The sequence below is a fragment of the Parabacteroides sp. ASF519 genome, assembly GCF_000364265.2.
Taxonomy (GTDB): Bacteria; Bacteroidota; Bacteroidia; order Bacteroidales; family Tannerellaceae; genus Parabacteroides; species Parabacteroides goldsteinii.
The window spans coordinates 4,912,684-4,926,854 of sequence record NZ_AQFV02000006.1 but is presented as its reverse complement, the minus strand read 5'-3'; the positions used below and the strand labels follow the sequence as shown (position 1 = coordinate 4,926,854).

General features: G+C 43.2%; 13 protein-coding genes. 5 read left to right on the top strand and 8 right to left on the bottom strand.

What is annotated here, in order from left to right; translation table 11 throughout:
* Window positions 1-320: 320 nt before the first annotated feature.
* Window positions 321-611, bottom strand: a complete 291-nt coding sequence (locus tag C825_RS19775; RefSeq protein WP_007652950.1) for an HU family DNA-binding protein — start codon at window positions 609-611, stop codon at window positions 321-323.
* A gap of 273 nt (window positions 612-884) precedes the next feature.
* On the opposite strand from C825_RS19775, the gene C825_RS19770 reads away from it, so the two are divergent.
* From C825_RS19770 to C825_RS19760, 3 genes are all read left to right on the top strand, one after another.
* Entirely contained in the window at window positions 885-1,844 is a 960-nt protein-coding gene (locus C825_RS19770) for a hypothetical protein (protein ID WP_007652951.1), read from the top strand.
* Between the two features lie 109 nt (window positions 1,845-1,953).
* Window positions 1,954-2,967: a UDP-N-acetylmuramate dehydrogenase gene (gene murB, locus C825_RS19765; RefSeq protein ID WP_010799855.1), complete on the top strand. Its 1,014-nt coding sequence runs from the start codon at window positions 1,954-1,956 to the stop codon at window positions 2,965-2,967.
* The gene (locus C825_RS19760) at window positions 2,967-3,734 is read left to right on the top strand and encodes an MBL fold metallo-hydrolase (RefSeq protein ID WP_010799854.1); all 768 of its coding nucleotides are present in this window, start codon (window positions 2,967-2,969) and stop codon (window positions 3,732-3,734) included. The genes murB and C825_RS19760 overlap by 1 nt, the downstream gene beginning before the upstream one ends.
* On the opposite strand, the gene C825_RS19755 is transcribed toward C825_RS19760, so the two are convergent.
* The 7 genes from C825_RS19755 to gpmA all read right to left on the bottom strand — a co-directional run bounded on the left by C825_RS19755 (window position 3,701) and on the right by gpmA (window position 9,433).
* Window positions 3,701-4,600, bottom strand: coding sequence for a hypothetical protein (locus tag C825_RS19755; RefSeq protein WP_010799853.1), 900 nt, complete (start codon window positions 4,598-4,600; stop codon window positions 3,701-3,703). The two genes, C825_RS19760 and C825_RS19755, sit on opposite strands and share 34 nt — an antisense overlap.
* A 3-nt stretch (window positions 4,601-4,603) precedes the next feature.
* Window positions 4,604-5,245 (bottom strand): endonuclease III, encoded by a 642-nt coding sequence (gene nth / locus C825_RS19750; RefSeq protein WP_007652955.1) that lies wholly within the window; start codon window positions 5,243-5,245, stop codon window positions 4,604-4,606.
* 4 nt (window positions 5,246-5,249) lie between these two features.
* Window positions 5,250-5,636: a fluoride efflux transporter CrcB gene (gene crcB / locus C825_RS19745; RefSeq protein WP_007652957.1), complete on the bottom strand. Its 387-nt coding sequence runs from the start codon at window positions 5,634-5,636 to the stop codon at window positions 5,250-5,252.
* Window positions 5,637-5,712: 76 nt separating this feature from the next.
* On the bottom strand, window positions 5,713-6,732 hold the full coding sequence (gene pheS / locus C825_RS19740; protein ID WP_007652959.1) for a phenylalanine--tRNA ligase subunit alpha: 1,020 nt from the start codon (window positions 6,730-6,732) through the stop codon (window positions 5,713-5,715).
* 108 nt (window positions 6,733-6,840) lie between these two features.
* Window positions 6,841-7,722: a DUF3078 domain-containing protein gene (locus tag C825_RS19735; protein WP_007652960.1), complete on the bottom strand. Its 882-nt coding sequence runs from the start codon at window positions 7,720-7,722 to the stop codon at window positions 6,841-6,843.
* 289 nt (window positions 7,723-8,011) lie between these two features.
* On the bottom strand, window positions 8,012-8,572 hold the full coding sequence (locus C825_RS19730) for an RNA polymerase sigma-70 factor (protein WP_007652962.1): 561 nt from the start codon (window positions 8,570-8,572) through the stop codon (window positions 8,012-8,014).
* Window positions 8,573-8,680: 108 nt separating this feature from the next.
* Window positions 8,681-9,433, bottom strand: coding sequence for a 2,3-diphosphoglycerate-dependent phosphoglycerate mutase (gpmA, locus tag C825_RS19725; protein WP_010799852.1), 753 nt, complete (start codon window positions 9,431-9,433; stop codon window positions 8,681-8,683).
* A 144-nt stretch (window positions 9,434-9,577) separates the two neighbouring features.
* On the opposite strand from gpmA, the gene C825_RS19720 reads away from it, so the two are divergent.
* Window positions 9,578-10,606, top strand: coding sequence for a FecR family protein (locus tag C825_RS19720; RefSeq protein WP_010799851.1), 1,029 nt, complete (start codon window positions 9,578-9,580; stop codon window positions 10,604-10,606).
* Between the two features lie 163 nt (window positions 10,607-10,769).
* Complete coding sequence (locus tag C825_RS19715) at window positions 10,770-14,156, top strand: TonB-dependent receptor (RefSeq protein ID WP_010799850.1); 3,387 nt, start codon at window positions 10,770-10,772, stop codon at window positions 14,154-14,156.
* Window positions 14,157-14,171: the final 15 nt, after the last annotated feature.

Sequence of the window (14,171 nt, the reverse complement as noted above, 5' to 3'; positions counted from 1 at the left end):
GACTAAAATTTCCGGTGTCGAAATTAGATATAATTAGAGCATCATACAAATGTTTCTCTGTAAAATTCCAGGTATAGGGCAAAAGTTTCACATTCCGAAACAAGAGGTGCTGTTCGGATTCTAAAATTGCGATAATTGAATTGGGGACATGCTTGCGGTTGTTTAATTAGAACCTTACGGTTTCGATATTCATTAAAAACACCCCTTTTTAGTGGATTTCTGTATGTATTTTTGCAGATATGATAAAGTAAACAGAAAAAGGAGGTGTAAAAAACTTCCTTCCTGCCGAAGCAAGAAGGAAGTTAAAGAAATAAATCATATTATTTTTTTTCGCCAGTGCCGTTCATAGCCTCCAGCAAGAATTTACCGGGTTTGAACTTTACCGTTGTTCTAGCTGGAATCTGTACCGGAGTACCCGTTTTAGGATTACGAGCCAGGCGACTAGTTTGCGGTCTAGGTATTAAAGTACCAAAACCGATAAGAGTAATTTCCTCTTTTTGCGACATTTTTTCGGTTACAATCTCGATGTAAGCATCTAATACTTTTTTTGCTTTTTGCTTTTGTAACCCTGCCTTATCTGCTAAGGCTTCGATAAGTTCTGCTTTGTTCATGAGTGTTTCTTTTTAATGATTATATACATTGCAAATGTAAGCATTGATTTTTTTATATGGTGTCTTTTTTCAGACAACAAAATTTGCTTGCATTTCTTATTAAACAATAGCTGTAGCCTTTTGTTACGATTTTAGAAACAAAAAACGTTAATTCACATTGGTTTGCGATAATCGAAACGAAGAAAGGCGTTAATGCTATTTGACCACACTTTATTTTTATTGTATTGTGAGAAGAATATATGAGTAGAAATAGTAAATAACACACTAATAATTATGAAAGATGCATTGAATAACGGGCTGATAAAAGCCATGAGGGAACATCTCCCGGAGGAGACAAATTTGGCTAACTATATTATGGATATTATATCTATAGGTAAGGAAGCCGTTTATCGCCGATTGCGTGGGGAGGTTCCGTTTACATTTTATGAAGTATCATTATTGTCTCAGAGTCTGGGGATTTCCCTGGACCAGATCGTTGGAACCAACCGGGCGGAAGGAGCCGTTTTTAATCTGAATGTCTCTAATAATATGAGTCAGATGGAAAGTTACCATGATATACTCAAACGTTATCATAAATTATTTACATTTGCCAAGGAAGATCCCAAATCGGTACTCAGTGCCGCTTGTAATATCGTTCCGTTTACATTTTATTCTCCGTATGAGCGTCTGACCAAATTCCGTCTTTGCCGGTGGATGCATCAGAATAACGGGATGAAGATCACTGCAAGTATGTCGGATATCGTTGTGACGGAGAAAATACTGGAGTCCCAGCGTAAACTGATGCAGGAGTGCCGCCAGGTTCCGTCTACCTATACGATTCTTGATAATAATATTTTCCAGTCGTTGGTTAGGGAGATCAAGTATTTTGCAGGGCTGAACATGCTGAGCGATGATGATATCGAAGTGATGAAACAGGAACTGAATCGTTTATTGGATGAAATGGAACAGATTGCTGCCCGGGGGGAATATCCGAACGGTAACAAAGTTTATTTGTATCTTTCCAATATCAATTTTGAGGCTACATATACATTCCTGGAAAAAGGGAGCTTCCAGTTGTGCATGTTCCGTCTTTATGCTATCAACTATATGGATTCGCAACATCCGGAAATCTGCCGTGCCCAGAAAGAATGGATCCAGTCGTTGAAACGCTATTCTACTTTAATCTCGCAGAGCGGAGAGATACAGCGGATGATCTTTTTCACGAAACAGCGTGAAATCGTAGATACCTTATAATAATATGCCAATGTGCCAATTATAAAGATATTTCTCAATTGGCATGTTGGCACATTGGCATATTAGCACATTATTACTACTTTTGTCCCGCAATAAATAAACAGATATTATGAGGATAGAAGAGAATTACTCCCTGGAGAAGCATAATACATTTCACCTGCCGGTTAAGACGCGGTGGTTCATGGAATATACGAATGAAGAAGAATTAGGACGGGTTCTACGGGACGAGTATTTTCAGGAGTGTTTGTCGCTGCATATCGGCAGCGGAAGCAATCTGCTGTTTATAAATGACTTCAACGGTATCATCCTGCACTCGGCCATCAAAGGTATCCGTGTGGAGAAGGAAACCGACGAACATATTTGGCTGCGTGTCGGTGCCGCCGAAAGGTGGGACGATGTTGTTGCGCATGCCGTTGCCAACGGGTGGGGAGGAATAGAAAATCTTTCCCTGATCCCGGGTGAAGCTGGCGCTGCCGCTATCCAGAACATCGGAGCCTACGGGGCGGAGATAAAAGATGTGATAGAAAGTGTGGAAACATACAACCAGTTGACTTTTGAAAAGCGGATATTTACGAACGAAGAATGCCAGTATGCCTATCGCAGCAGTTATTTCAAAAACGAACATAACGACCCGCACATTGTTACATATATAATAATACGGTTGGATAAACGCCCATCCTTTTCCATCAACTATGGAAACCTGAAGGAAGAGCTGGCTAAATGTCCGGAAGTAACATTGGAAGCAATCCGCCGGGCCGTGATCGCGATCCGTCAGGAGAAGCTGCCCGATCCGGACAAGCTGGGGAATGCCGGCAGTTTCTTTATGAATCCGGTTATTCCTGTTGCACAGTTTGAGAAACTGAAGGAGCAATATTCCGGTATGCCTTCTTATCCGGCTGGTGAGGGGAAAGTGAAAGTTCCTGCCGGCTGGTTGATCGAACAATGTGGCTTTAAAGGTAAATCGCATGGTCCGGTCGGCGTATATGAAAAACAGGCACTGGTCCTGGTCAACCTGGGAGAAGCCCGGGGACACGAGATTGCTCTGGTGGCGGAAAGTATCCGTACTGCCGTAAAAGATCGTTTTGGCATCGAGATAATGCCTGAGGTTAAATATGTAGGATAATGAAAATTACATTTCTGGGAACGGGAACTTCAACCGGGGTTCCCGAAATAGGCTGTCAGTGTGAAGTTTGTACAAGCAAAGATCCCCGCGACTGGCGCCTGCGTACATCAGTATTAGTAGAAACAGAGGGGAAGCGTATCTTGCTGGACTGTGGACCGGATTTCCGCTGGCAAATGATACAAAGTAAAACATACCACCTGGACGCCGTCCTGATCTCACACGAACATTATGACCATGTCGGAGGATTGGATGACCTGCGTCCGTTCGGACGGGAAGGAGACATACATATATATACTGAAGAAAATGTGGCTGAAGCCATAGAGACGCGTATCCCGTATGTTTTCCGCGAAAATAGATATCCGGGTGTTCCCAATCTAAAAATCCACCGTGTGACGACAGAACCTTTTATGGCTGCCGGGATAGAGATAATTCCTATCCGGGTAATGCACGGAAGACTGCCTATCCTGGGGTTCCGGATAGGGAATATGGCCTACCTGACCGACCTGAAATCTCTTCCGGAAGAAGAATATGCCAAACTGGAAGGATTGGATGTTTTGATTATTACTGCTTTGCGCTGGGAAGAGCATCCGACGCATGAAAGTGTGGGAGAAGCATTAGAACAGATCGGACGCATCCGTCCCAAAGAATCCTATCTGATTCATATGAGCCATCGGATCGGCTTGCAAAGCCAGGTAGAAAAAGAGTTGCCTCCGCATGTTCATCTGGCATATGATCAATTGGAAATTCCCAAACTGCAACCGGTATAATATACTTTCCCGTTTTCTTCATAAATCTGGCTGGAAATATGAAGTTGCGGGAAATGTTGTTCTAATCTGACCGACAGTGTATCGCCAATCGTTTTGAAAAGTGTGTCGGCTGGTTCATGATACGGCAGACTGCTAAAGTAACAAATATTCCCTTCGCTTTCAAAAAGGTCGGCTCCCAGCCATCTGTCGCTGATTCTCCATAGGGTAGAATCGTTCGCTTTCACATATAAGTCTAACAGTTTCGATTGTATCATCAGGTTAAGCGGAGCATTGCTGTCGAGTGTTTTACGGAGTAACATTTGTTCCTTCGGCTGGTTGTTTTTCTGCTTTCTTTGTATGGCCGCTACTTCCTCCAGCAATTTCCTGCTGTAACTGGCGACCCATACGCCATTATGTTGGTAGTAGCCGAAAAAGCGGTTTCCGGCATCCGGGCAATAGGTAAAAGTGATGCCTCCTTTGGTTTGCTGTTGAGGAGCGAATGATTTGAAAGCTGTTTTTAAAACATTTTCTTCTATATGTCGGGACATGCTTTTATCCGCTTTTGCATACATTACAATACCTTGCGGATGGAATGAGAGATGTAATGAGGCAATTTCCGGATTCTTTCGGATGATAGTAAGATATATTTCAGGGATTTTAGAGGCGAATGCCTGGTAAACAGGTTCCTTGGTTAGTATTATCCGGGCAAAAACGGAAGGACGGTTTACGGCAAGTATCGCTTCCGGTTCCGGTGCAGTCAGGGTATATAAATCTGTTTGCACCAGTTCTTTACTCTCTTTCATGTCACCGAAAAAGTAGTAGACTGCCGACAGCGTAGCGAGAGCAGTTAAGATGATAATCACTATTTCCCGCCTGTAAATTCTCATTCTCTAAATTTTTGCCTTCAGGAAATATTTGCACCAAGGCTTGAGTCCGCATTCCTCACATTTGGGCTTTCTGGCTACGCAGACGTATCGTCCGTGCAGGATCAGCCAGTGGTGAGCGATAGGTATCTGTTTCTCCGGGATGTTTTTCACTAGTTCTTTTTCTGTTTCGAGCGGTGTTTTGCTGTTGTTTGTCAATCCGATGCGGTTGGCGACACGGAATACGTGGGTGTCTACGGCCATTGCAGGTTTGTTGTAGACGACAGAGGCGATCACATTGGCTGTCTTGCGTCCTACGCCGGGCAGCTTTTGCAACTCGTCTATGTCCGAAGGGACTACGCCGCCGAAATCAGCCATCAGCATTTTGGCCATCCCGACCAGATGCTTCGATTTATTGTTCGGGTAGGAGACACTACGGATATATTCAAATACGACCTCCGGTGTGGAAGCTGCCAGCACTTCTGCTGTCGGGAAATCCCTAAACAAAGCCGGCGTAATCATATTCACTCGTTTGTCGGTGCACTGAGCTGATAGAATCACGGCAATAAGCAGTTGGTACGGATCGTCGTAATGAAGTTCCGTTTCTGCAACCGGTACGTTTGCTTCGAACCAGTCTAATACACCTTTATATCGTTCCTCTTTTTTCATCCTGTTATTTCATTAAAGATAATACATTTTTTCCGAGTAACAAACCCAGGAAAACGGCAATAAGTCCTAAAACGTTACTAGCCAGTATGTTTAAGAGAGCTAATTTATAATCACCGATTTTTATCAGTGACATAGTATCCAGTGCAAACGAAGAAAAAGTTGTAAATCCGCCAAACAGACCGGTGAAAAGAAATGCCCTTGTGTTGGCTGAGAAGTTGTAATTTTCGGCAAGACTCCAGCAGAAGCCGATCAGAAAAGAGCCGATTATATTAACGGATAGTATCCCAAAGGGAAAGGAATACTGCAACGAACGCTGCACCCACATGGAAACTCCATAACGCAGTGCCGATCCGATTGCTCCTCCTGTAATTAAAATTAAAACCTTTATCATATTTCATCCTCCTTGTGTGTTTCCCCCGGGCTGGTTAAAGGCCCGGGGAAGATGGTAAATGATTTAGGTTTTCAATTTAATTGGCTGATTCGAATTGTTTCAGGAAACGAACATCGTTTTCTGAGAACATTCGTAGGTCTTTAACTTGGTATTTCAGGTTTGTAATACGTTCGATACCCATTCCCAGTGCATATCCGGTATAAACTTTGCTGTCGATACCGCAATTTTCGAGTACATTCGGGTCTACCATACCGCAACCGAGTATTTCTACCCAACCGGTATGTTTACAGAATGCACATCCTTTACCGCCACACAGGTTACAGGAAATATCCATCTCAGCAGATGGCTCTGTGAACGGGAAGTAGGAGGGGCGTAAACGTATTTTCGTTTCCGGACCGAACATTTCTTTTGCAAAGAAAAGCAATGCCTGTTTCAAGTCGGCGAATGAGACATTCTTGTCAACATACAGGGCTTCTACCTGGTGGAAGAAACAGTGTGCGCGATAAGAAATAGCTTCATTACGATATACACGTCCGGGGCAGATGATGCGGATAGGAGGTTCCTGAGTCTCCATCACACGAGTCTGTACCGATGATGTATGTGTTCGCAATAACACATCCGGATTATGTTGTATGAAGAACGTATCCTGCATATCACGTGCAGGATGGTCTTCAGCAAAATTCAAAGAAGAGAAAACATGCCAGTCGTCTTCGATTTCAGGACCTTCAGCAATGCTGAATCCCAGACGTCCGAAGATGTCGCAGATTTCCTTTTTAACGATTGAAAGCGGGTGGCGTGTGCCGAGTTCGATAGGATAAGATGTACGCGTCAGGTCGATGTCATCGTTTCCGGTCTGTACATTGTCGAAACCTTCTTTCAGTTCATTGATTTTATTTTGAGTAGCTTCTTTCAGCTCGTTGAGGAATTTACCCACTTCACGCTTCTGGTCAGCCGCAACGTTGCGGAAATCATTCATCAGCGCAGAAATTTCTCCTTTCTTGCTGAGGTATTTGATGCGTAAAGCTTCCAGCTCTTCGGCATTTGCAGCCTTCATATTCTCTACTTCCTGAAGCAGAGCTTTAATTTTATCGATCATTTCTAATCATATTTGTTTTCGACGTGCAAATTTACTCCTTTCTTTTGGATACTGCAACCGATTGCGGAAGGTTTTTTCTTAAAAACACAGGCAGTCTCCTTTCTATTCCTAAAAATTATAGGCAAGACCTACGCCGAGTATCTCTTTGAACTGTACTTTTGCCCCATGTTTCGTACCGTTGTCATCGAAGGTTTTCACGTCGTTGTCGTATTTCAGTGTCGTGTTGAGCGTAGCCGACAGGAATTTGTTGATCTTCATACTAATGAGCATGTCCCAGTTGACATCGATGTTTCCGAACTGATTACTATACGGAGTGAAAAAATCGGCTGTAGTGATCAGGCTTACGTTCTCCATCACCGGCATTTCTGCACGGGCTTTGAGGTAAGCGCCACATTCGATCTTGAAACGGTCACCGGGATCGACACCGAATGCGCCCAGATCGGACAGGTAATCGTCCTCAACAAAAGTCATTTTTGCTGAAACGGGAGAGAGGTAGATCGAATAATTGCTTTTCGGGCGGTATTCCATACCCAGCGAGACGTTGGAATAGGCCGGCGCGAAAAAGTTGGAGATATAATGTTCCTTGTCCGGATAATTGTATCCTTTGGCAAACTGTGTGTTCAGGTCGCCCATCAGTGTATAGAACCAGACATTGTTCGTTGAATAGCCCAGCTGGGTGGAAAGTCCGATCTTGTCGGTGCTCTTGCGCATCCCCTGCGACTTGGTTTTTGTCAGTCCGTAATCGAGAACCAGGTTAGTCACCCAGAGCCAGTTTCCGTTTTTGTGTGTCAGCGAACCGTTCAGGTAGGCATTTCCGGCTACTGAGTTTTCACCTCCGGCTGACCAGTTGGTCATCGCTGTTTGCGACAAGTTGAGGCCTGATACGCCTTTCAATACATATTTTCCTTCTTCGTAACCTTTATCGTCGGTTTGACTATATGCGATAGTTGCCAGTGCGGCAAATGCTATCATTAAAAATGTACGTTTCATATACTGTTATATTTTAAGTTGTTTTTTATAAAGAGGCCACTTTATTATTTAAACATGATTCATTTATTTTTGTTTAAGGATGGATTAAGATTGTCCTGTCATATTCTCCGTTTTTCCGATTATCAAAATGACACTACCCAACCGGGTAAATCGGATTAATATACCGGGTAAAATAAAATACCCCAGCGGGTAATATTTTTTAACGTATCGTTTTGTTTAAAATGAGAAGCTATTTGCGTTAAAATGTAAATGATAGCTTTGTGGACAAAATGTCGATATTGCTATGTTGTCAATGTAAGAGAGCTAGAAAAAGCGGCATGTATTCTTTCAGTTCCGTGCGTAGTATTTTCAAAGACTGTGATATGCGGTAAGCGATGGTTTTGGGTGATACACCGGTACGCTCGGCTATTTCGTTGTAGGTTAGATGTCCGAAACGATTCATTTCGAATGCTTTCCGGTATTCTTCAGGGAGCTCCCTGATCGCCTTGGTTGCCAAGGCGATCAATTCTCCTTCTATGTAAAAATCCGGATCTTCGAATTGATTTTCAAATTTGGCATACAACTTTTCGTGTACCCGTTGTTTGATTTGATTGTGGGTTATATTATTCAGGCATTTATTTTTGACAATAGTAAACAGCAATGATTTGAGGGACATTTGAGGAACCAGCATCGCGCGGTTTTCCCAAAGCCACATCATCACTTCCTGTACGATTTCTTCCGTTTCCGTCTCGGCTACATATTGGGAGGCGAAGGCGCATAACCCTTTATAATATTGTTTGTAGACCGCATCGAATACACTCTCGTCACCGGCTTTAAGTCTATTTAAGGTCTCTTCATTGCTTGTTATCACTGATATGAATGTTTTGATATAGTGCAAACTTAAACAAATATTTTAAGAATTAACAATTAACGCCCGGGTTTTTGTGAAATATTTCCGGGCGTCAGCTATGATAAATAATTATTTCTTTGTTTTTTTCCCCTGGTTGGCAACTGCTTCCATCAGTTTTTTGATCTCTTCCGGATCCCCCAGGAAATAATCTTTTACAAGATTCAGGTCGTCATCGAATTCGAGTACGTAAGGGACGGCTGTCGGAAGATTCAGGTGTACGATCTCTTCATCCGGTATGTTACGTACATATTTAATAATACCTCTCAGGCTGTTGCCGTGGGCTGTCACTAAAATCTGGTCGGCAGTTTCGAGCGAAGGAAAAATGACGTCTTTCCAATAAGGGAGGATGCGTTCGACAGTATCTTTCAGTGATTCCGTACGTGGCAATTCGGCATCGGGTACATCTTTATAACGTATTTCGAATCGGGGGTTACGCGGATCGTCCTCTTTCAATGCATGCGGAGCCACATCGTAACTTCTGCGCCAGATCAGGACCTGTTCATCACCATATTTTTCGGCTGTCTCGCTTTTGTTGAGACCTTGTAAGGCTCCGTAATGTTTTTCATTCAAACGCCAGCTTTTCTCTACCGGAATCCAATCCTGGTCCATGCGGTCGAGTACGCAATTTAATGTTTTGACGGCACGTTTCAGGTAGGAGGTGTATGCTTTATCAAACACATATCCTTCTTTTCTTAGTAATTCACCTGCTTTATATGCTTCTTCAATCCCTTTTTCTGTCAGATCAACATCCGTCCAACCCGTAAACCGGTTTTCTTTGTTCCATGCGCTTTCTCCGTGGCGAAGTAAAACAATCTTTTTCATATGCTTTTTATTTATTATAACTATCTGTTTATTAGATAACAATCGAGAAGCAGGAAAAGATATTGAACTTTTTCTAAAAAAATCACATTTTCGTTTAGTATATCTTTTTTCTGAATTGTATTAATTATAGAAACAGGAAAAAAGATGATAGTAGACGAAAACATACTGATAAAATATCTCGACGGAACATTGACTGACGAGGAACGTACCCAGGTTGACGACTGGGTTACCAAGTCGACCGAGAACGAGAAACTACTGGAACAGGTCTATTTCACCTTGCAGGTGACTGACCGTTTGCGGGTAATGGAATCGGTCGATCCCGAAATGGCTTTGGTCCGTTTCAAATCGAGAGTACGTAAACAAAATAAAAAGGTTAGTTTCCGCCGCTCCCTACAGTTTATGCAAAGAGTTGCAGCGATACTGTTCATTCCGGTATTAGTTTTATCTGCCTATTTCTTTATGCAGACGGGTAAAGAGAAGGTGCGCATGGTAGAAGTGCGCACCAATCCCGGAGTGGTTTCGACTTTCGAATTGCCTGACGGATCGAAAGTTTGGTTGAATGCCGGAAGTTCTTTGAAGTATCCTGAAAATTTCTGGCCTGAGTTCCGGCTGGTTGAATTGACCGGGCAAGGTTATTTTGAAGTGACGAAGAATCCGGAAAAGCCTTTTATCGTGAAAGTCGATCCGGTCTATTCTGTGGAAGTGCTCGGAACGCGTTTCGATGTATCTGCCTATAATGATGACGATGTTGTTTCCACAACTTTGGTGGAAGGCTCTGTGAAATTGAATATAGCACAGGCAGGAGGTAAAATCGTTCATCAGATTCTGAAACCCGACGAGAAAGCGGATTTTACGAGGGTAGGTGGAAAATTATCTATCACTTCGGTCAACGCAGATAATAAGGTAGCCTGGCGTAATGGTGAGATCATTTTCAAGAATACTCCGATGGGGCAGGTCCTGAAGACGTTGCGACGCCATTATAATGTACAGTTTAACGTGAAAGACCGGGACGTGCTGAATGCCATCATTACCGCAAGGTTTAAAAATGAGCAATTGCCGCAGGTCATGGAATATATCAAGCTCGCCTCGGATATCAAGTTTAAGATCGATAAGCCGGTCATAACGAATGATAATCGTTTGGAAATGTCTGTTATAGAAATATCGAAAGAATAAATAATAGTGTAGAACCTTTTTAAATCAGAATGCCTATGTGGAAGTAAAAAAGAGTCCAAAAAAACATGCAGAAAGATGTTGACGCATCTTCCCGCATGTAAAAGTCCAAGCTGTTGACGCAGCTATAGTTAACTTTATATTAAATAATAAGCATCACAAAATTATGAATAAAATTGTAACCTTAGAAATTATCGGTAAGAAAAGTTATTCTCTCTTCCGAAAAATACCATTAGTTATGAGATTGAGCGTTGTATTCTTTTTCCTTAGTCTTGGTATCGCAGTAGCGGGTAATACGTATGCACAAAATGCTACGCTTTCGCTGGATATGTCGAACAGTACGATCGCCAGTGTGCTCGAAGCCGTTGAAAATGAAACGGACTTCTCGTTTATCTATGATGCCAACATTGTAAACACCAGCCGTAAAGTATCTGTAAAAGTAGACGAAAAGAACATTTTCGATGTGCTAAACAAACTGTTCGGTGATTCCGATATCGCTTATACGGTAGTAAACACAAAAATTATCCTTAATAAAAAGGAAGCGATCATGCAACAGGCCGGAAAGACGGTAACAGGTGTTGTTACTGATAAAACGGGCGAACCGATCATCGGTGCCAACGTGTTGCAAAAAGGTACAACCAACGGTACGATTACCGATATCGATGGTAAATTTACATTGACCGTTCCTCAAAATTCCGTTATCGTTATATCTTATATCGGATATAACCCGCAGGAAGTTAAATATGCCGGCCAGTCTTCTCTGAATGTACAATTGGCAGAAGATACCCAGAATATCGAAGAAGTGGTAGTCACGGCTTTGGGTATCAAAAAGAAAGAAGCCTCCCTTACTTATTCGACCCAGCAGGTGGGTGGCGATGAGCTGACACGTGCGAAAGACCCGAATATGATTAACGCTCTGGCTGGTAAGACAGCAGGGGTTCAGATCAACAAAAGTTCTTCCGGATTGGGTGGTTCAGCCAAAGTATCTATTCGTGGTAACCGTTCGGTAAGCGGAAACAACCAACCTTTATATGTAATCGATGGTGTACCGATGTTGAATAGCAGTAACGAACAGGCTGTCAGCGCAATCGGTGGTACGGCAGATGCCGGTAACCGTGATGGTGGCGATGGTATTTCCAACCTCAACCCGGACGATATCGAAAGCATGAGTATCCTGAAAGGTGCTTCCGCTGCCGCTCTTTACGGTTCGCAAGCAGCCAACGGTGTTATCCTGATCACAACGAAGAAAGGGAAAGCTGGCGTGCAGAAGATCACTTTCTCTTCCAACCTGACGGTCGATCATGCCATGAGTTTACCGGAATTTCAGAATGAATACGGAATGGATAAGGAAACGAAGACCAGTTGGGGACCGAAGGGGAGTCTGACCCCTTATGATAATGTCGGTGACTTCTTCCAGAATGGAGTGACCGCTATCAACTCCCTGTCTCTTACGACCGGTAACGAAAAGATGCAGACTTATTTCTCATATGCCAACACAACCGCAAAAGGTATCGTGGAGCATAATAAGATGCAGAAGCATAACCTGAATTTCCGCGAAACCACCAGTTTCTTTGATGATTACCTGAAACTGGATGCGAACGTGAATTTACTGTCGCAGAGTATCAAGAACCGTCCGGCCTCCGGTGGTTATTACATGAACCCGTTGGTAGGTCTTTACCGTTTCCCGCGTGGCGAGAATATCGGTGAGTATCGCACGAACTTTGAAACTTTCAACGACACCCGCAATTTGATGGAACAAAACTGGTATACAGATGCCGAACGTGATATGGAACAGAATCCGTATTGGATCACTAACCGTATTAAAAGTAACGACAAACGTACCCGTGCCATCACTTCTTTGACGGCCAGCCTGAAGATTACAGATTGGTTGAGCCTGCAAGCTCGTGGAACAGTCGATTATACACACGATACATATAACCAGAAAATGTATGCATCGACTGCACCGGCTATTGCCGGATCGAACGGCCGTTATATAGACCTGAATCATACGGAAACGTTGTATTATGGAGACTTTATGGCTATGTTTAATAAGAAATGGGACGACTTTGCTTTGACAGGCGCTATCGGTGGTAGTATTAATAGTACGACAGTCAACTCCCTGAGGCTGGATTCAAAGACTGCTTCCCTGTATTATCCGAACCAGTTCTCGGTAGCTAACATCATCATGTCTACGGCTTCTTATATCGACCAGCAGATTGATCAGAAACGTGTGATGCAGTCTGTCTTTGCAACCGCCCAGCTGGGATGGAAAGAAAGTTTATATCTGGACCTGACCGCCCGTAACGACTGGTCGTCGACGCTGGCTTATACAAAACACAGCAGTTTCTTCTATCCGTCGGTTGGCTTGTCATGGATCATCAATAACTCGCTGACGATGCCGGAATGGATCAACTTCGGTAAGGTAAGAGGTTCATGGAGTAAAGTAGGTAATGACCTGCCTCTTTTCATCAGTAATCCGGTTGCCGGAAGCAACGACCTGATCGTGGCTGGCGGAGCTATCCAGACGAATTCAAAAGCTCCGTTCGATGAACTGAAACCTGAAATGAGTACTTCATGGGAAGTAGGTACGGAATGGAAATTCTTCGATTACCGTTTGGACTTCGATTTCACTTACTATAAGACAAACACGAAGAACCAGTTGTTTACTTTGCCTTCTTCTGCTGGTGCAGCTTATAAATATTACTATGTGAATGCCGGTAACATCCAGAATCAGGGTGTTGAAATCAGCTTGGGTATCACACCGGTAATGACAGAAGATTTCCGTTGGAAGACTTCATTCAACTTCTCAACGAATAAGAACAAAGTGATCGAACTTCATCCTGACCTGAAGACATTTGTCTATGGCGACGAAGGTTTCTCTTCCTCTTACTCCATGCGTCTTGTAGAAGGTGGTGCACTGGGTGATATTTATGGCAAGGCGTTCGAACGCGACGAAGCGACAGGCCAAATTGTTTTCTCGAAGGATGAGGATGGTGATTTGGTTCCTAACGTAGTCGGTTCGGGTAATACGGTCAAAGTAGGTAATAGCAATCCTGATTTTATGTTGGGCTGGGGAAATACCTTGACTTATAAAGGATTTAGCCTTTACTTCCTGATCGATGGCCGCTTTGGTGGCGATGTTTTGTCGCAGACACAGGCCGATATGGACCAGAAGGGTGTGAGCGTCGAATCAGCTGCAGCACGTAATGCCGGATTTGTAGACCTGGAAGGTACGCAAGTGAAACCGGATAAATTCTATACGGCTGTCAGCGGTCGTAACGGATGTACCGAATATTATATGTATAGTGCAACCAATATCCGCCTGCGTGAACTATCTTTAGGCTATACATTCCCGAAGAGATTGCTGGAGAAAACGAAGGTTTTCCAGGATGTACAGTTGTCATTTGTCGGTCGTAACTTATTCTTCTTCCACAAATCGGCTCCTTTCGATCCGGATGCAGTCCTTTCAACGGGCAACGACAACCAGGGTATCGATGTATTCGGTATGCCGACTACCAGAAGCTTAGGTTTCAATGTTAAATTTACATTCTAATAAAGACAGTATATT

Coding starts and splice junctions, on each gene's coding strand:
- C825_RS19775 (WP_007652950.1), bottom strand. CDS start 611: ATGAACAAAGCAGAACTTATCGAAGCCTTAGCAGATAAGGCAGGGTTA.
- C825_RS19770 (WP_007652951.1), top strand. CDS start 885: ATGAAAGATGCATTGAATAACGGGCTGATAAAAGCCATGAGGGAACAT.
- murB (WP_010799855.1), top strand. CDS start 1,954: ATGAGGATAGAAGAGAATTACTCCCTGGAGAAGCATAATACATTTCAC.
- C825_RS19760 (WP_010799854.1), top strand. CDS start 2,967: ATGAAAATTACATTTCTGGGAACGGGAACTTCAACCGGGGTTCCCGAA.
- C825_RS19755 (WP_010799853.1), bottom strand. CDS start 4,600: ATGAGAATTTACAGGCGGGAAATAGTGATTATCATCTTAACTGCTCTC.
- nth (WP_007652955.1), bottom strand. CDS start 5,245: ATGAAAAAAGAGGAACGATATAAAGGTGTATTAGACTGGTTCGAAGCA.
- crcB (WP_007652957.1), bottom strand. CDS start 5,636: ATGATAAAGGTTTTAATTTTAATTACAGGAGGAGCAATCGGATCGGCA.
- pheS (WP_007652959.1), bottom strand. CDS start 6,732: ATGATCGATAAAATTAAAGCTCTGCTTCAGGAAGTAGAGAATATGAAG.
- C825_RS19735 (WP_007652960.1), bottom strand. CDS start 7,722: ATGAAACGTACATTTTTAATGATAGCATTTGCCGCACTGGCAACTATC.
- gpmA (WP_010799852.1), bottom strand. CDS start 9,433: ATGAAAAAGATTGTTTTACTTCGCCACGGAGAAAGCGCATGGAACAAA.
- C825_RS19720 (WP_010799851.1), top strand. CDS start 9,578: ATGATAGTAGACGAAAACATACTGATAAAATATCTCGACGGAACATTG.
- C825_RS19715 (WP_010799850.1), top strand. CDS start 10,770: ATGAATAAAATTGTAACCTTAGAAATTATCGGTAAGAAAAGTTATTCT.